The following is a 17,915-nucleotide window of genomic DNA, read 5'->3' as shown; positions in this document are numbered from 1 at the left end:
GTAGGCGCGAGCCTCACCACCACGCGCTTCAGCGCTCACCTTCGTCAGCGCCGCCGTCAGCGTCGTCTTGCCGTGGTCAACGTGACCGATCGTGCCCACGTTGACGTGCGGCTTGGTGCGTTCAAACTTTGCCTTGGACATGCCTCAAAACTCCGTTTTGTTTTGCTTTGCAGTTGTCGATGATCATGGTGCCCACGACTGGAATCGAACCAGTGACCTCTCCCTTACCAAGGGAGTGCTCTACCGCCTGAGCTACGTGGGCGCTCAACTCAAAAAAAACCGGCAACGAAACACCTGCGGCATTCGCTGCATGCCGCTTGCGGCGGTTTCCGCAAGCAACCTCGCTTCCTGACCCGCGGGCCGGGCACTGATCCAGCGCGCAAAACCAGCGCGCTACACCAAACACTGGAGCGGGTGATCGGAATCGAACCGACATCATCAGCTTGGAAGGCTGAGGTTCTACCATTGAACTACACCCGCTCGGAAAACCGACTGCTTCCAAACCTCAAAAATCTGGTGGAGGGGGCAGGATTCGAACCTGCGAAGGCTAAGCCAGCAGATTTACAGTCTGCCCTCGTTGACCGCTTGAGTACCCCTCCGGAAATCCGTACATTTGGCCTGGCCGGACCAGCCGACCGCCTGACTTTCCAGACGAAGCCCGCAATTCTGTCCGATCCTGTTCGACAAGTCAACCACTTTACCGAATTCAGGACGGATGGACCGCCCTGAGCTGCCGACCAACGGCAAGCCAGGCGCCCAGAATGCCGAGCGCGCCGCTGCCCAGAACCAGGATGGCCACTACGCCCGACGGCACCGATGCCAGGATGAAGTCGCTGGCATACGCACCACTGAGCCGCCCGACGGGCCCGGACAGCGCGAGCAAGCCCAGCTCGACGACGGCCCAGGCCGCCAGGCCACCGGCCAGACCGTACCAGAAGCCGGAATAAAGAAAAGGGCGGCGCACAAAACCGTCGGTGGCACCGACCAGGGCAAGCACGCGAATCTCCTCGCGGCGGTTATGGATATCCATCCGGATGGTATTGCCGATAACAAACGCTACTGCCAGGGCAAACAGCGCGCCGAGGAGAATCGCCAGGCGCTCGAGCAGCGCAAGAATGGCGTCCAGGCGCTCGAGCCAAAGCAGATCGACGACCACCTGATCAACCCCCTCGACAGCGCGCAGGCGTGCCGACAGGGCCTCGACGTCCTGCCGCGCCGCCGGGGTAATCTCCAGCACCCACGGCAACGGGTTGCCCTCGACATGCGCCGAAACCCCTTCGATCTGCAGGCGCCCGGTGAGCTCGGCCATGCCCGCCTGCGGGCTGATCGGATCGACCGCGACGATGTCCGCCCAGGTGCTCAGCCGGGAGGCCAGCTGCACGGCCTCGCGCTCGCCGCGCTCGCTCTGAAGAAACACCGACAGCGTATCAAGGCGCTCCCAGCCGTCGCTGATCCGCCCGGCATTGTCGAGCGCCACATAAAGGCCGGTCGGCAGGCTGAGCGTGATTGCCAGCACCACCACCGTCATCAGCGTAGCCAGAGGGTGCCGCAGCAATGCGCCGAGTGACGACAACAGACTGTAGGCATGCCTGCGCGCCCAGGCGCGGACACCACCGGTCCAGGGCATCCCCCGGGGGCCAAAGCCGACCTGACCGCTCACGCCCCAGCCTCCGGCCGGGCAGGCAGATCGTCGCCCAGCGCGCCATTCCTGAGCACCAGAACGCGACGCTGCAGCCGCCGAATCAAGTCGAGGTCATGGCTGGCGATCAGCACCGTTGTGCCCAGCTCATTCAAGGACACGAAGAACTGCATCAGCTCTGCCGAAAGCTCGGGGTCGAGATTGCCGGTCGGCTCATCGGCCAGCAGCAACGGCGGCTTGGCGACGATCGCCCGGGCAATGCCCACGCGCTGCTGCTCACCGCCGGAGAGCATCGGCGGATACATGCGCTCTCTGGCCAGCAGCCCCACCTTGTCGAGCGCGGCGCGCACCCGCCGCCGGATCTCCGGATACGCGACGCCGGCAATCACCAGCGGCAGCGCCACGTTATCGAACACGCGCCGATCGCCGAGCAGGGAGTGATCCTGAAACACGATGCCGATATGACGGCGCAGCCAGGGAATCTGGCGGCGGGAAATCCGGCCCACGTTGCGGCCCTCGAACAGCACCCGGCCCCGACTGGGCCGCTCGAGCAGCGCGATCAGCTTGAGCAGCGTCGACTTGCCCGCTCCGGAATGTCCGGTCAGGAACACCATTTCGCCGCGGGCCAGGCCGAAGCTGACGTCAGTCAGCGCCTGGATACCGCCAGGATAGCGCTTGGCTACCTGCTCGAACCGGATGATGTGATCGGATGCGCTCATGGCGACGCTCAGGACAACAACTGACTCATTGACATGATCGGCAACATGATGGCCAGCACGATGTAGAGCACCACCAGACCGACGACAAGGATCAATATCGGCTGCAGAACCGCCAGCAGAAGCTCACTGGCCGTCTGCAGCTCGCGCTCCTGAAGCTGCGCCGCCTGCTCAAGCATCGGCGCGAGCTTTCCGCTTCTCTCGCCGCCGGCCAGCAAGCGCCTGGCCATTGGCGGCAGCCAGTCGAACCGGCCCAGCGCCCGGGTCAGCGAAACGCCCTCGCGCACCTGAGCGGCGGCGACGGCAACGTCGGCGCGAATCTGCCGGTTACCGACCACCTCGCCGGCCACGCGCAGGGCATCGACCAGCGGCACCGCACTGGCTGCCAGAATGGCCAGGGTACGCATCAGCGTGGCCGTCTCGCGCGAGCGCGCCAGACGCCCGAGCACCGGCACGCGCAGCAGCCGGGCATCGAACAGCCGCCGCACAGCCGGCCGCCTCAGCGCCAGCGCACCACCAAAGGCAACAGCTACAGCAAAAAGCACGACAAGCCAGCCCCAGGCAGCGACGAACTCTGACAGCGCGAGCAGGCTGCGCGTCAACAGCGGCAGCTCGCGGGCGGCGTGCTCGAACACACCCACCACGCGCGGCACGACAAAGCCGATCAGGCCGCTGACCACGGCCATCGCAATCACCGCCAGCGCCAGCGGATAAACCAGGGCCAGAGAAAAACTGCGCCGCATTTCCTCGCGCTGCTCGGCAAACGCGGCCAGGCGATCGAGCACGCCGTCAAGGGCGCCAGCGCGCTCTCCAGCGGCAACCGAGGCGCTGTAGAGCGGCGGGAACAGGCGCGGCTGCTCGGCCATCGCCGCCGACAGGCTCTGCCCCTCCATGACCCGAGCCCGAATGGCACCAAGCTGGCCGCGCGAGCGGGCCTGCTCGGCCTGCTCGACCAGCACCGAGAGCACTTCCTCGAGAGGCAGGCCGGCCGCCACCAGCGTACTCATCTGCCGCAGCAGCAGCGCGCGCTCGCGCCCCTGCCCGCCAAACCCGGCACGACGGCGCGGCTGGGCGTCGACGCCGTGCACCTCCAGCGGAATCAGCCCGCGCTCACGCAGCTGCGAACGGGCCGCGCGGGCGCTGTCGGCCTGCACCACACCGCGGGCGGTCGAGCCGGTCTCGGTCAGCGCCTGATACTCGTACGCCTGCATCAGGGTGTGCCGGGCGCGCGCGCGCTGTCAAAAGCACGAAGCCCGGCGCCAGCCGGCAGCAGTGGCGTCGGCACCAGGCCGAAGCTCGACACCCGAAACACCGGATCCGAAACCGGCTTCAGCCAGCCGAGCTGCTTGATCAACGCGATCGATTCACGATTCGTGAACGATGCAAAGGCAGTCGCTTCAGTCATTCGCATTTCGAATCTGTTTCGGATTGGACGCTTCGAATTCCGGATCTGCTCTTCCTCAAGTCGTCCTCGTCACCCGCAACACCTCTTCCAGCGAGGTTGTGCCATCGAGCGCCTTGCGCCAGCCGTCTTCGAAGATCGACGGCGCCAGCTCGCGGGCAAGCTCGTGAAGAGCCTGCTCCGAGGCGCCGTCATGAATCAGCCCACGCATCGCCGCGTTGACTGCAACCAGCTCATAAATGCCGGTGCGGCCACGATAGCCCGACTGCCCGATGCCGAGATCGGCCCGCGGCCGGTACAGGGTCGCCGACGGCACGCCGGCCACGCCGAGCCGCTCGAGCTCGGTGGCGTCGACCACCCAGGCCTCGCGGGTGTCGGGGTCGAGCACGCGCACCAGACGCTGGGCGAGCACGCCAATCAGGCTGGAGGCCAGCAAAAACGGCTCCACACCCATATCGACCAGGCGCGCAATGGCGCCAATGGCAGTATTGGTGTGCAGGGTCGAGAGCACCAGATGGCCGGTCAGGCTGGCCTGCACGGCAATCCGGGCGGTTTCGAGGTCGCGTATCTCGCCGACCATCACCACATCCGGATCCTGGCGCAGGATGGCCCGCAGGCCTCGGGCAAACGTCAGATCGACCTTCGGATTGACCTGGGTCTGACCGATGCCATCGAGATCGTACTCGATCGGGTCTTCGACGGTCATGATATTGCGGCTGCGGTCGTTGAGACGCATCAGGGCGGCGTACAGCGTGGTCGACTTGCCCGAGCCGGTGGGCCCGGTCACCAGCAGGATGCCGTGCGGACGCTGAATCAGCGACTCCATCCGCTGACAGGTGGCTTCGTCCATGCCCAGCTCGGCCAGATCCAGCCGACCGGCCTGCTTGTCGAGCAGGCGCAGCACCACGCGCTCGCCGTGACTAGACGGCAGCGTCGACACGCGCACGTCAACCGGTCGGCCGGCGATACGCAGCCCGATCCGCCCGTCCTGCGGCAGTCTTTTTTCGGCAATATCAAGCTGCGCCATCACCTTGATACGCGACACGATCAGCCCGGCCAGGCCGCGGGCGGGACTCATGACCTCGCGCAGAACCCCATCGACCCGGAAGCGGATCGACAGACGCTCTTCGAAAGGCTCGAGGTGAATATCCGACGCACCCTCGCGGATCGCCTGAGTGAGAACGCCGTTGATCAGGCGGATGATCGGTGCGTCGTCTTCGGACTCGAGCAGATCGGCCGGCTCGGGCAGATCCTCGGCCAGGCGGGAAAGATCGAGATCTTCGCCCAGGTCCTCCGCCGCATGCTGGGCCGAAGCGTCGTCGGCCTCGTAGAGCTCACCGACGCGATGCTCGAAGTCGGCGGCCGCCAGACGCTCAAGCGCGATCGCCCCACCCACGCGCCGGCGAACTTCCTGGAGTGCAGGCACGTCGAGTGGCTCGCGTGCAATCACGCGTGTACGGCCGTCCTCGGCCCTTCCGGCCACGGCCACTCCGCGCTTGCGGGCAAACCCGTAGCCCGGCCGGAATTCAGCGCCCATCGTCGTTTGCGTCGCCGGCCGCGGAGTCGACCGGGGCAGCCTGCATGAAGGCATCGAGCTCGGGCAGGAGCGGCATTGCCTCGCGGCTGCCCAGCCCCTTGACTGACTCGCGCTGCTCGAGCTGAACATCACGAATACGGGTATATTTCGAACGCGTCACGCTTTCCATCAGCGCCTGATCATGCAGAATCCGGGGGCGAATGAAGACCATCAGGTTACGCTTGACCTTACTGGAAGTGCGGTAGCGAAACAGCTCGCCGAGCAGCGGAATCCTTCCCAGGCCGGGCACTTCCTCCCGCCCCTCCTGCACGTCGTCGCTGATCAGCCCGCCGAGCACCAGCATGGAACCGTCGGGAACCATCACGCGGGTGGAAATGGTGCGCTTGTTGGTCACCAGATCCACCGCACCGGTCGAAGGCGCCAGCGTCGAGACCTCCTGCGAGATATCGAGCATGATGGTGTCGCCCTCATTGATATGCGGAGTGACGTTGAGCTTGACCCCGATCTCTTCGCGATTGATGGTCTGGAAGGGGTTGACCTGACCTTCCCCGGTAGAGACGCCCTGCGTCGAGTAACTGCCCGAGAGGAAAGGCACCTCCTGGCCGACATTGATGTTGGCTTCATGGTTGTCGAGCGTGACCAGCGACGGCGTGGACAGCACGTTGGTGTTGGAATCGCTGGCCAGGGCGCGCGCCAGACCGCCGATCTCGAGCAGCTCCATGCCCAGAAGCTCGGTGGTGCCACTCACATAGCCCAGGTTCAACCCGCCGCCGGGCAGCAGCGGCGCGCCGTTTTCGCCGCCGGCACCCAGGCCGGCGGAGAGGTTGAGAATATTGTTGCCGCCGGACTGAAAGTTGGTGCCGCCGAAAAAGCCCGAATCGCCGGACTCGAAGGCCTGCCACTGAATGCCCAGCTCACGGCTGAAATCCATCGAAACCTCGGCGATGATCGCCTCGACCAGCACCTGCGCGCGGCGTACGTCGAGCTGCTTGATCACCGACTCGATGGACCGAAACACCGAAGGCGGCGCGGTCACTACCAGCGCATTGGTTTCATTGTGCGCCTGGATACGCGCTCGCGCGCCTTCTTCGGCATCCAGTTCGAGCATGCCCTCGAGCACCGGCACCAGCGTATCGGCCGTGGCATAGCGCAGATAGATCACCCGGGTGCTGCCCTCGGCGTCCAGCGGGGTATCGAGATGGCTGATCAGCGTTCGCAGGCGCAGGCGACGGGCGGGGTCGCCCGAGAGCACAACGGTATTGGTGCGTTCATCGGCCACCGCCGACTGCGCGCCGCCGTTGGCCGGATAGATCTGATTGATCAGCTGCACCACCTCGGCCGCGTCGGCGTGCGTGAGCGCAATCACCTCCACTTCCTGATCGATGGCGGCGTCGAGCCGCTCGATGATGGCCTCGATGCGGCGAATGTTGCCGGCACGATCGGAGATGATCAGGCTGTTCGAGCTTTCATGATGCACCATGTAGGCCGACTGCGGCAGCAGCTGGCGCAGCAGCTGGGAGACCTTGCCGGCATCGACATGCTCGAGCTGGATGATGCGCGTCAGCGGCTCGTCACCGCCGCCGCGCATGTCGTCGACCGGCACCCGCCCATCCTGGCGCGCATTGACGTCAGGCAGCACGCGCACCGTGTTCTCGTCGCTCACGGCGGTGTAGCCGTGCACGCGCAGAATCGACTGGAACACCTCCCAGACCTCGTCGTCGTCAAGCGGCTGCGATGAAATCACCGTCACCTGGCCACTGACCTGCGGATCCACGATGATCGAGCGCCCGGTCATGTCGGCCACCGCGGTGATCAGCGAGCGAATATCGGCGTCCTTGAAATTGAGGACGTGGCCGTTCTCCTCCGTTGCCTGCTGCGCCAGCGCCGGTACGGCAAGCGCCAGCCACAGAGCGGCCAGTCGAATGGATTGCATCATCTTGATTGCAGACTCCCCATGATTTGTTCCAGATCGGGCTGCAGCGTCATCTCGCGGCCGTCCCGGCGCACCGTGATGGCCACCCGACCGCTGGACATGACCTCTCCGAACAACCGCCGGACGGCCTGCGCCGACTCCAGAGGCTGGCCGTTGACCGCGACCACCACATCGTTGACCTGCAGGCCCAGCTGCTGAAACAGCTGCGCGTTGCGCCCCGGCCGAACCCGAAAGCCACCACCGGCGACCGGCATGACCGAAACCGATTGCGCCAGCTCGTCGACATCAAGGCCCATCGAACGGGCGGCGTCGGGCAACGCGGCCACGCTGGCACCGGAAGCGGCATCGATCCCGCGAATGCCGGGCAGCGGGCGGCTTGCCCCGGCGGCGCTGCGCTCACGCGCAGCACCCGTGTGCCGCGGTCGGCCCGAAGCGGCGGCCCTGGCATCGAGCACCAGCGTCTCGCGCTGACCGTCACGAACGATGATCACCCTTCTCGATTCAATCGACTCGATCTCAGCGCCATCAGGCAGCTTTTCACCCCGGCGGTAGACGCCTTGCCCCGCGCCTTCGGCGGCGATGATGGCGTAACCTCGCCGGCCGGCCATCACGCCCTTGAGCTTGAGCCTGCTGTCGGCCACCGGCAGCGGCTGCAGCGCCACGCCGGCCGGGGTCGAGCGCCCGAACAGCGCCCAGCGAAATTCGCCGCTACTGCCGCTGGCCTGCGATATCTTCGGCACATCCAGCGCCGGCGCTGATTCAACCGCCACCCCGCCAATCACCAGCCACAGCAGGCGCACCAGCAGCCAGACCAGGGCCAGCGCCAGCAATGCACCGCTGACCAGGGCCAGTCGCGAAGACCAGGCAGGCGGCAACAGGGTGGTCACGAGCGGGTCGACTCCGGGGATGATTCTTGCGCGAGATTAGCACAGACTGGCCGCACTCCGAAGGATGCAAGGCGGCAGGACCGGAGCCATCAATGGGGCGCGGGCGCAGCCGCGCTGGACGACAATTCAGATGGAAACACGCGTCGTCATGGGTGAACAGATTCGGGAGGTCACCGGTCGGCGGTGTCACGCCGACCCGTGCAGAATGGCTGACTGGCTGGTCTCAGCCGGTGCGGCGCCGGCCGCGACCCTGATTGCCGCCCCCACGCCTGCGTCCGCCGCCCCCGCGCCGACCGCCCTTTTTCTTGCCGCTTTTCTTGCGCGGCGCCGGGCGTTCCAGTTCGGGAAGCCCGTCGGGATCATGCTGCTCCACCGGCAGCTGCATCTCGATGTAGTCCTCGATTTCGGGCAGGTGGAAGGCGTAGTCCTCGCAGGCAAAGCTTATGGCTTCGCCGGTGGCGCCCAGCCGGGCGGTGCGACCGATACGGTGAACGTAATCGGCGGCGTCCTGCGGCAGATCGAAGTTGATCACGTGGCTGACATCGGGAATATGCAGCCCGCGCGCGGCCACGTCGGTGGCCACCAGCACATCGATCTCACCGTCGTGAAACCGTTTGAGCAGCGTCTGGCGCTTTTTCTGCGGCACATTGCCAGCCAGCATCGCGGCATCGATGCCGTTGGCCTTGAGCGTCCGCGCCACGCGGTCGGTCTGATGGCGGGTATTGACAAACACCATCACATGGCCATCTTCGATTTCGCGCAGCAGCTTGAACAGCAGCGGCAGCTTTTCCGGGTTGGAGGGATAGTAGACGCTCTGGTGCACCCGATCACTGGTCACCTGCTCTTCTTCGAAGCGAATGGTCTCGGCTTCATTCATGTGCTCGTAGGCCAGCTCGGTGACTTTCAGCGGGAAGGTCGCCGAAAACATCAGGGTCTGACGCTTGTCGACCGGCGGCATCTTGCGAAACAGATAGCGGATATCGGTGATGAAACCGAGGTCGAACATGCGGTCGGCCTCGTCGAGCACGGCGACCTCGATGACCTTGAGGTTATAGACACCCTGCTTGAAATAGTCGATCAATCGACCGGGCGTGCCGATGAGGATATCGACGCCCTCGGCAATCTCATCGCGCTGCCGAGCATAATCAACGCCGCCATAGGTGAGCACCGAACGCAGGCCGGTGTACCTGCCCAGCAGCTCGGCGTCGCGGTGAATCTGGATCGCCAGCTCGCGCGTGGGCGCGACGATCAGCGCTCTGGGATTGGCCCCGGGCCCGATGGAATCCGGTGACAGCAGGCGCTGGAATGCCGCCAGCAGGAAGGCTGCGGTCTTGCCGGTGCCGGTGCGCGCCTGGCCGGCCACGTCACGGCCCGACAGGGCCAGCGGCAGCGTTCGTTCCTGGATCGGCGTACAGTATTCGAAACCGGCCTCGTCGAGGCCGCGGCAGATATCGGGGTGGAGTTCGAAAGAATCGAGCCGGGTGTCGGTCAGCACCTGTTCGGTGCCAGTGTTTTCGGTCACGGGGATGGTATTGTCCTTGAAATTCTGTTGGCTTGCCTTGAATTAGCGTGTTAACCCGGATGGTATCAAGCCATCGCAACCCAGTTGATCGGGAGAGCCGACACACGGATAAGCGGGCATAGTATATTGCCAATCCCGCGCGCCTGCCGGAAATGAACACAAATCGCCGCCGCAGCCCCGAATTTCGAACCCCAACGCCAAGGAGAAGAACACCGTGAGCGACAAGATCATCCATGTCAACGACAGCGATTTCGAAGACCAGGTTCTCAAGGCCGACGGCCCCGTGCTGGTCGACTACTGGGCCGAATGGTGTGGGCCGTGCAAGATGATCGAGCCGATCCTGCACGAGCTGGCCGACGAGTACGGTGACCGCCTCACGATTGCCAAGCTCAATATCGATGAAAACCAGCAAACCACCAGCCGCTACAAGATCCGCGGCATTCCGACCCTGATGATTTTCGAAAACGGAGAGCACCAGGGCACCAAGGTCGGCATGCTGACCAAGTCCGCGCTCAAGGCGTTCGTTGACGAAACCGTCTGATGAGGCAAGGCCGAACCGCTCGAACGGCCGGATCAACCCGCCGTGGCTGGACTCAGCTGGCGAATAGTGCTAGTTTACGATCCATCGGGCGGACCAACCGCCCGGCAATTCCGTAATTTCCCGAACCCTTCCCCGGATCTCTGGGGCACTATGCGATAGAACCTGACCATGGTCCTTATCCGGTCGCTGTGACCGGCGAGCCTCCCCGTTCGCCTGCGGTGCGCCCAAAGACTCCCGTAAAAGACACTCAAGCGATGAACCTGACCGAACTCAAGAAGAAATCCGCCAAAGAACTCGTCGACATGGCCGAAGAACTCGGCATCGACAACATGGGACGCTCGCGCAAGCACGATCTCATTTTCGCCATCCTCAAGGCGAGGGCACAGAAAAAGGACGCCATCTACGGCGACGGCGTGCTCGAAATCCTGCAGGATGGCTTCGGCTTCCTGCGCTCGGCCGAGGCCTCATACATGGCCGGGCCCGACGACATCTACGTGTCGCCTTCGCAAATCCGACGCTTTACCCTGCGCACCGGCGACTACATCTCCGGCAAGATCCGCCCGCCGAAGTCCTCGGAGCGCTATTTTGCGCTGCTCAAGGTCGAAGAGCTCAACTACGACAAGCCCGAACAGTCCAAGAACAAGATCCTGTTCGAGAACCTGACGCCGGAATTCCCGCGCGAGCAGCTCACGCTCGAGCGCGGCAACGGCTCTACTGAAGACATCACCGGTCGCATCGTCGACCTGATCGCGCCGATCGGCAAAGGCCAGCGCGGCCTGGTCGTCAGCCCGCCCAAGGCCGGCAAGACCATGATGCTGCAGAACATCGCCACCGCCATCCGGGCCAATAACCCGGAAACGCACATGATCATCCTGCTCATCGACGAGCGCCCCGAGGAAGTTACCGAAATGGAGCGCAGTGTCGATGCCGAGGTCATTTCCTCGACCTTCGACGAACCGGCAACCCGCCACGTGCAGGTCGCTGACATGGTCATAGAGCGGGCCAAGCGGCTGGTGGAGCACAAGCACGACGTGATCATCCTGCTCGACTCCATCACCCGGCTGGCGCGCGCCTACAATACGGTGGTGCCCTCCTCGGGCAAGGTGCTCACCGGCGGCGTTGACGCCAATGCCCTGCAGCGGCCCAAGCGCTTCTTCGGCGCGGCCCGCAACATCGAGGACGGCGCCAGCCTGACCATCATCGCCACCGCGCTGGTCGACACCGGCTCGAAGATGGACGAGGTGATCTACGAAGAGTTCAAGGGCACCGGCAACATGGAAATCCATTTGAGCCGCCGCATTGCCGAAAAGCGCGTCTACCCCGCCATCGACATCAACCGCTCCGGCACCCGGCGCGAAGAGCTGATGATCGGCAACGATGAGCTCCAGAAAACCTGGATCCTGCGCCGCATTCTCCACCCGATGGATGAAAGCCAGGCCATCGAGTTCATGCTCGACAAGCTCAAGGTCACCAAGACCAACGAGGAGTTCTTCAATTACATGAAGCGGTGAGGCCACGCCCCGGCCTGGCGGCGTGCCCGAGCGTGGCGGCAGACCGGCAGGACGGGACGTCAGAGCCCGTTTGCTGGTTTGCTGGTTTGCTGGTTTGCTGGTTTGCTGGTTTGCTGGTTTGCTGGTTTGCTGGTTTGCTGGTTTGCTGGTTTGCAATGATTATGCGCAGCCGGCACAGTGAAAACGAAGGCGAGCCGACCCGAGCGCAACTAGCCAACTAGCCAACTAGCCAACTAGCCAACTAGCCAACTAGCCAACTAGCCAACTAGCCAACCAGACAACAACTTCTTCACCCCCCGTTGACATCCGCGGCCTAAACTCATTCCATTCACAAATGTGAAGGAGCGAGGCCATGTCCGAGGAATCCCTGTCGCAGGCGACCATCCTGCTGGTTGAAGATCATGATGACCTGGCGGCCACCATCGGCACCTGGCTGGAGTCGGTCAACTTTGCCGTCGACTACGCCGCCGATGGCGCGATTGCCCTCAACCTGGTGGCAGAAAATGAATACGACGCCATCGTTCTCGATCTGATGCTGCCGCGCGTCAACGGCATCCGCGTGGCCGAAAAGCTGCGCGACAACGGCATTTCCACGCCGATTCTGATGCTGACCGCCCGCGACCAGCTCGAAGACAAGATCGAGGGCTTCAACGCCGGCGCCGATGACTACGTGGTCAAGCCCTTTGAAACCGAGGAGCTGATTGCGCGGCTGCGCGCGCTGATCCGCCGGGCCCGCGGCGAAACCGGCGAAGGCCAGCTCAAGGTTGGTGACCTGGTGTTCGATCCGCGCCTGATGCGCGTCGAGCGCGGCGGCGAGCGGGTCACACTTTCACCCACGGCCATGCGCATTCTCAAGATCCTGATGCGGGAATCACCCCGCGTGGTCAGCCGCGAGCAGATCGAGAACGAGCTGTGGGGCGACACCCTGCCCGACTCTGACACGCTCAGGAGCCATATCTACAACCTGCGCAAAGGCATCGACCGCGACTTCGAAGGCAAGCTGCTGCACACCGTGCAAGGGATGGGCTTCAAGCTGGCGACACCGGAGGAGGCCTGAGGAATCGGTCGAAGCCCGGGTAATCGATGAAACCCGCGACCGGCAAAGTGCAGGCCGTCCGTCGGGGGCCTGGCCCCGACCTCAGACCTCCGCAGCCACAGCCACAACCCCGCGATGCCCTGGGCCCGGACCGTAGATCACGGTTACATCCGCGACGGACGAGGTTTCGGATCGGCAAGGGCGTGGGCGATATGTATCCAGGCCTGCCAGGGCGCCCGTTGGCGATGCAACCCCAACCGACGACACCTCAAGATGCCGACAACATCTCCACGCGGTTCCAATACGTCGCGCGCAGCTCGCGCCACTCCATCCGGAACCACGGGGTGACATCGGCCTGTTCATCGGCAATCAGCGCATCCACTTCGGCGGGCGTGAGAAAGCGCCAGTCGTCGATCTCGAGCGGGTTGGGCTGCAGATCCGACGGATTGACCCGACCGATATATACCCGACACAGCTCACGCTCGGAGCCCAGATCACCGTAGCGGGCGTGGTAGCTGAACTTGTAGAGATACTCGAGCGCCGTGGCGGCCACGCCAAGTTCTTCTTGCAGGCGGCGCTGCGCGGCCTCGTCGGTCTCTTCGCCCGCGCGCGGGTGGGAGCAGCAGCTGTTGGCCCAGTACAGCGGCCACAGGCGCTTGTCGGCACCACGCTGCTGGATCAGCAGGCGACCGTCGGCATCGAACAGAAACACGGAGAAGGCGCGATGAAGCACGCCCTCGCCGTCGTGACACTCGCCCTTGGATTGCGTGCCCAGCACGCGGTCTTGCTCATCGACCAGAATCAATTCTTCGCTGTCGTGGGAAACGGACCTTGCCGGTCCGGCCTGTTCAAGTGCCACCGATCTGTACCTCCAGTGCGTTGTAACCAGCCGCGCGAATGGCGCGGGCAACCCGTGCGCTGTCATCAGGACAAAGCGCGATGATGGATCCCCCCCCTCCGCCGCCGGTCAGCTTGGCGCCGACGGCACCATTGCTGCGCGCGACCTGCAGCAGCTCTTCAAGCTCCCAGCTCGATACCTGCATGGCATTGAGCAATCCCTGGCAGACGTTCATCAATTCGCCCAGCGTCTCGTAGTCGCCGCTCTTGAGCGCGTCCAGCCCGTTGCCGGCAAGCGTGTCGATCTCATCGAAGATCCGCTCATACAGCGCCGGGTTTTTCGTCCAGGCCTCGCGTACGCGGGCCACGGTGCGGGCTGTCAGACTTTCGACGCCGCTCATGCCGATGACGATCGGCAGCGGCTCGCTCACCTCGATCACCTCACGCTCGGGCTGCTGACCGTTGCGAAACAGCATGAACTCGCCCCAGGTGGCCAGGGTGTTGTCGATGCCCGATGGGGTGCCGTGGGCCACCTTCTCGCACTCGAAAGCCAGTTCGTTGATGCGTTCGTCGCTCAGCCCCAGTGAAAAATGCGCGTCGATCGCGCGAATGACGGCCACCGCCAGCGCCGCCGACCCGCCCAGGCCCATCGCCCGCGGCACGTTGGGAAAAACCTCGATGCGCATGCCGCGCCCGGTCAGACCCAGGGCTTCGAGCACTCGCGCAATCGAACGCGCAAACGATTGCGGATGCCGGGCGGTAAAGTCCAGGCGCTGCTCCACGCCCCAGCGCGGAATGATCAACTCCACGCCCTCGCGCGCCTGCTCGACCTGGGCCTGGATCGCCAAAGGCACCGGCGCGGCAATGGCGCGGCGCCCGTAGACCACGGCGTGCTCGCCGAGCAGAATGATCTTGCCGTGGCCGGCACCCAGGGCTTCGCCCTCGAGCATGTAGTGCTCATCGCGGCGCTCGCTGTCTTCGAGTGAAATCGCGGCCGGCTCGGTCTGGGAGCGTACTTCGGTGATCAACTCCTCGGCCTTCCAGATCTTGATCTCGCCCGAGGCGATCAGGCGCTCGACCACGGTGTCGAACAGCTCCGGCGGCGTCCCGGCGGCGGTCGCCACGGAGCGCGCGTGCAGGGTCATGTGGCCCTGCTGAATGCCTTCGGTGACCAGGGCGCGAATGGCTGAAAAATTCTGTGCCAGGCCGACCGCGCCCATCACCTCGGCGAGCTCACGGGCCGAGTCCACGCCCAGCATGCGCATGTTCAGAGCCACCGTGGGGTTGGTCTGCAGCGGGCCGCCGACCGTACCCACCTTGATCGGAATTTCCAGTTCCCCGACCAGGTCACCATTGTCGTCCTTGTACCACTGTGTCAGCGAGGCGTAGCGACCGCCGCGGGCAGCGTAAGCGTGCGCGCCCGACTCGATCGCGCGCCAGTCGTTGCCGGTGGCCAGGGCCACGGCGTCGATGCCGTTCATGATGCCCTTGTTGTGGGTTGCTGCCCGGTAGGGATCGATGCGGGCAAAGTCATTGGCCACGATGATGCCGTCGCGCACCTGCTGGCCGTCGAAGCCCTTGCCGGTCAGGCTGTCAACGGGAAGACGGACGCGCGCCTTCACCAGCGCCCGATCGGTCAGGTTTGAAAGAATGCGCAGAAAGACGCGGCCATCGGCAATGGTTTCCACCAGCGAGGCGACACCCTCGCACATGGTATTGACCAGGTTGGCACCCATGGCGTCACGGGTATCGACCAGCAGGTGGACTACCACCATATCGCCGCCCGGGCCCTGGGAGGGATGGATGAACACCTCCAGATCACGGGCGCCGCCGCCGCGCGCAATCATTTTCGGGTGCAGGCTGTTGGCCAGGTTGAGAATCTCGGCCTTGCGCTGCAAAAGTGCCGCCTTGGCCCGGGAGGGATTGGCCACGTCAACGATCTGGATCTGGCCGATGAGCTGGGGCTCCATGCTCTCGACGCTGAAACCACCGGATGCGCGCGCCAGCTTGGCCGCCGAAGACAGGGCAGCGACAATCGAGGGCTCCTCGACCACCAGCGGCACGACATACTCCTTGTCGTTGATCAGGAAGTTCAGCCCCAGGCCCACCGGCAGGCCCATGACGCCAACCACGTTCTCGATCATCTTGTCGGCCAGCTGCACCGACAAGGTGTGCTTGCCCGACTGCAGGCTCTTGTAGTCGTCCGGGCCAAGCAGGCCACGATCACGCACGGTTCGCACCCGCTCGGGCACGGACATCTTGTAAAAACGGGGTATCCGGGATCGTTCCATCACCTGATCACTCTTGTGTCACGCGCACGCCTTGCGCGTCCGGCCGGATCGTCAACGTCCGCAGCCCGGCCTGCCGGCACAGACGGTCGAATTGCGATCCGAAAGTCGTATCGAGCGAAGCGGCGATCCCCAGATCACCGCCACCGGCACCGCAGGGTTTGTATACTCCGCCCAACTGCCTGGCCAGGCCACTGGCGATCCGGTGCTCGCGGGTCACAACCTCGCAGCCGACCAAATCATTCATTTTACCCATTATTGCGCCATAATCGGAGAAGCAGGCCAGAAACTCCGCGGGGTTGCCGCCCTCCAGCGCTGTGATGCCGGCCCTGGCCACCGTCTGCATCCGGCCGCGCATGCGGTCATGCTCCTGCAGAGACTTCTCGCGCGAGCGCTGCCAGGCGGCCAGCAGCTCGGCCGTCGAGGCCGGCTCGCCGGTCCAGACGAAGCTGACGCCAATCTCCGGCGGCAGCGCAAGAGGCCGGAGTTCGATCTGCTCGCCACGGATGGAATAAGCCAGCAAGCCGCCACACAGGCCGGCTGCCAGGTCAATGCCGCTGCCGGCATTGCCCTGGGCTTCGCGACCGGGAACAAGCAGGCGTGCCACGGTCTCCGCGGCGGCCTCCTGTGATCTGTCGCCGATAAAGGCGGCATGCACAGCCGCATCGATGGCCACCGCAGTGGCCGCGCTCGAGCCAACGCCCAGCTTGACCGAGCGCCTGCCGCTGTTGTCGAACAGCTCGGCGGTATCCACGCGCATGCGAAACGGCGTGATCCGTGCACCCTGCCGATGGAGATGCGCCACTACGGAATCGATCAGCGCTGCGGTGCGGACAAAGGCCGCAGGCATGGCGCCCTGCCACTGCAGGCGGCCCGCCGCGCCGACGGCAAAACGAACCGCCGGAATATCGAGCTGCGGCGCCTCGACGCGACAGTCGGACGCGGCGCACTCGGTCAACTCCACCCGGCAGCGGCGATCGACGGCCTGCACCAGCGCCGGCGCGCCCTCGAGTACCGCATACTCGCCCAGCAGCACGACCTTGCCCGGCGCGCTGGCAATCCAGCGCTTCACGACGCGGCGACCAGGCCGGCGCCCGCCCCCAGGCCGGAAACCAGCACGCCGCTGACTCCGGGCTGGCCACGCAGCGCGCTGGCGACCCGCTCGCCTTCGCCAGGCAGGCAGATGGCCTTGACCTGCGGCCCGGCATCGATGGTGAAAAATACGCCGGTGCCGGACGAACGCAGCGCGCGCACGGCATGCAGGCAGGCCAGCGTGGCCGGATTCCAGTACACCAGCCCGGGCCGCGCGGCCAGCATCGAGGCATGCATCTTCAGCGCGCTGTGCTCGGCCACCTCGGCCAGGGCCTCGAAATCGCGAGCGGCAATCGCCGTGCGGGCGACATCAAGATCACCCGCCACGGTTTCGACCCAGACGGGGTAGTACGGTGAAGTGCGCATGGTGTGATTCATGCCGTCACGCGAACTCACCGGCTTGCCGCCGGCATCGGTGATGGCCACAACCACTTCCAGCGGCCACGCGCTGGCGGGCAGCAGGGCCTGCGCCACCGCGTCGGCACCATCGTCGCGCTGGCCGGCCTGCATTTCCACGAACCCGCCGAAGATCGAGCGCGCCGCCGAACCCGACCCGCGGCGGGCCAGCTCAGAGAGCCTGCGCTCGGAGAGGTCAAGACCGAAGGCGCCAGCGGCGGCCACCACCAGCGCGGCAAAACCCGAGGCCGAGGAAGCCAGCCCCGCCGAGGTCGGAAAGTCGTTATGGCTCTCCACCCGGCAGGCCGCCGTGGAGTCGGCCAGTTCCCGCATCAGATTGAGCACGGCGCCGACGCGACCCGGCGGCTGCTCAACGCCGTCGAGCAGGACAAGATCAGCGCCCGAGGACGGCGCAAGCGTGACCGTGGTATGCGTCTGCAGGCCCGCCAGCGTGACGGAAATGGAGCCGGCCGCCGGCAGATTCAGCGCCTGATCGCGTTTACCCCAGTATTTGATCAGCGCAAAATTCGCCCCGGCGCGCGCAGTGGCTTTCTGAAAAGACATGTCCGCGTTGTCAA

Annotated in this window: 16 protein-coding genes and 3 tRNA genes; 3 read left to right on the top strand and 16 right to left on the bottom strand. The window is 64.9% G+C overall.

Annotation, left to right across the window (positions count from 1 at the left end; translation table 11 throughout):
* From ACEWQ0_RS05555 to ACEWQ0_RS05500, 12 genes are all read right to left on the bottom strand, one after another.
* Positions 1-141: GTP-binding protein (locus ACEWQ0_RS05555; RefSeq protein WP_476481236.1), on the bottom strand; the 141-nt coding region annotated here is incomplete at its 3' end.
* A 45-nt stretch (positions 142-186) separates the two neighbouring features.
* A tRNA-Thr gene (locus ACEWQ0_RS05550) sits at positions 187-262 on the bottom strand.
* A gap of 144 nt (positions 263-406) precedes the next feature.
* Positions 407-480, bottom strand: a tRNA-Gly gene (locus ACEWQ0_RS05545).
* Between the two features lie 34 nt (positions 481-514).
* A tRNA-Tyr gene (locus ACEWQ0_RS05540) sits at positions 515-599 on the bottom strand.
* A gap of 107 nt (positions 600-706) precedes the next feature.
* Positions 707-1,660: a permease-like cell division protein FtsX gene (gene ftsX, locus ACEWQ0_RS05535; RefSeq protein ID WP_476484770.1), complete on the bottom strand. Its 954-nt coding sequence runs from the start codon at positions 1,658-1,660 to the stop codon at positions 707-709.
* Positions 1,657-2,340 (bottom strand): cell division ATP-binding protein FtsE, encoded by a 684-nt coding sequence (gene ftsE, locus ACEWQ0_RS05530; protein WP_476481340.1) that lies wholly within the window; start codon positions 2,338-2,340, stop codon positions 1,657-1,659. Before ftsE ends, ftsX begins: the two co-directional genes overlap by 4 nt.
* Before the next feature lie 26 nt (positions 2,341-2,366).
* Positions 2,367-3,566 (bottom strand): type II secretion system inner membrane protein GspF, encoded by a 1,200-nt coding sequence (gene gspF / locus ACEWQ0_RS05525; protein WP_476484769.1) that lies wholly within the window; start codon positions 3,564-3,566, stop codon positions 2,367-2,369.
* On the bottom strand, positions 3,566-3,760 hold the full coding sequence (locus ACEWQ0_RS05520) for a hypothetical protein (protein ID WP_476481239.1): 195 nt from the start codon (positions 3,758-3,760) through the stop codon (positions 3,566-3,568). The genes gspF and ACEWQ0_RS05520 overlap by 1 nt, the downstream gene beginning before the upstream one ends.
* Before the next feature lie 55 nt (positions 3,761-3,815).
* A complete protein-coding gene (gene gspE, locus ACEWQ0_RS05515) occupies positions 3,816-5,348 on the bottom strand; it encodes a type II secretion system ATPase GspE (RefSeq protein ID WP_476484768.1) in 1,533 nt (510 codons plus the stop codon).
* Complete coding sequence (locus ACEWQ0_RS05510) at positions 5,284-7,230, bottom strand: secretin N-terminal domain-containing protein (protein WP_476484767.1); 1,947 nt, start codon at positions 7,228-7,230, stop codon at positions 5,284-5,286. Before ACEWQ0_RS05510 ends, gspE begins: the two co-directional genes overlap by 65 nt.
* Positions 7,227-8,114, bottom strand: a complete 888-nt coding sequence (locus ACEWQ0_RS05505; protein WP_476484766.1) for a type II secretion system protein N — start codon at positions 8,112-8,114, stop codon at positions 7,227-7,229. The genes ACEWQ0_RS05510 and ACEWQ0_RS05505 overlap by 4 nt, the downstream gene beginning before the upstream one ends.
* A gap of 223 nt (positions 8,115-8,337) precedes the next feature.
* Positions 8,338-9,636, bottom strand: a complete 1,299-nt coding sequence (locus ACEWQ0_RS05500) for a DEAD/DEAH box helicase (RefSeq protein WP_476484765.1) — start codon at positions 9,634-9,636, stop codon at positions 8,338-8,340.
* Between the two features lie 214 nt (positions 9,637-9,850).
* Between ACEWQ0_RS05500 and trxA the strand changes: the two genes are divergently transcribed.
* From trxA to ACEWQ0_RS05485, 3 genes are all read left to right on the top strand, one after another.
* Complete coding sequence (gene trxA / locus ACEWQ0_RS05495) at positions 9,851-10,177, top strand: thioredoxin TrxA (RefSeq protein ID WP_476481244.1); 327 nt, start codon at positions 9,851-9,853, stop codon at positions 10,175-10,177.
* A gap of 254 nt (positions 10,178-10,431) precedes the next feature.
* Positions 10,432-11,688, top strand: coding sequence for a transcription termination factor Rho (rho, locus tag ACEWQ0_RS05490; protein ID WP_476481245.1), 1,257 nt, complete (start codon positions 10,432-10,434; stop codon positions 11,686-11,688).
* Between the two features lie 352 nt (positions 11,689-12,040).
* Positions 12,041-12,745, top strand: coding sequence for a response regulator transcription factor (locus ACEWQ0_RS05485; RefSeq protein WP_476484764.1), 705 nt, complete (start codon positions 12,041-12,043; stop codon positions 12,743-12,745).
* A 247-nt stretch (positions 12,746-12,992) separates the two neighbouring features.
* Here the strand turns inward: ACEWQ0_RS05485 and idi are convergent, their stop codons facing one another.
* From idi to mvaD, 4 genes are read right to left on the bottom strand one after another with little or no spacing between them, the layout of a single operon-like run.
* Positions 12,993-13,583: an isopentenyl-diphosphate Delta-isomerase gene (gene idi / locus ACEWQ0_RS05480; RefSeq protein ID WP_476481247.1), complete on the bottom strand. Its 591-nt coding sequence runs from the start codon at positions 13,581-13,583 to the stop codon at positions 12,993-12,995.
* Positions 13,573-15,852, bottom strand: a complete 2,280-nt coding sequence (locus tag ACEWQ0_RS05475) for a hydroxymethylglutaryl-CoA reductase, degradative (RefSeq protein ID WP_476481248.1) — start codon at positions 15,850-15,852, stop codon at positions 13,573-13,575. The genes idi and ACEWQ0_RS05475 overlap by 11 nt, the downstream gene beginning before the upstream one ends.
* Before the next feature lie 7 nt (positions 15,853-15,859).
* A complete protein-coding gene (locus tag ACEWQ0_RS05470; protein ID WP_476481249.1) occupies positions 15,860-16,921 on the bottom strand; it encodes a mevalonate kinase family protein in 1,062 nt (353 codons plus the stop codon).
* Entirely contained in the window at positions 16,918-17,901 is a 984-nt protein-coding gene (gene mvaD / locus ACEWQ0_RS05465; RefSeq protein ID WP_476484763.1) for a diphosphomevalonate decarboxylase, read from the bottom strand. The genes ACEWQ0_RS05470 and mvaD overlap by 4 nt, the downstream gene beginning before the upstream one ends.
* Positions 17,902-17,915 lie beyond the last annotated feature (14 nt).

The organism is Wenzhouxiangella sp. YN9, assembly GCF_056324165.1.
This window is presented reverse-complemented; position numbering and strand designations above follow the sequence as displayed.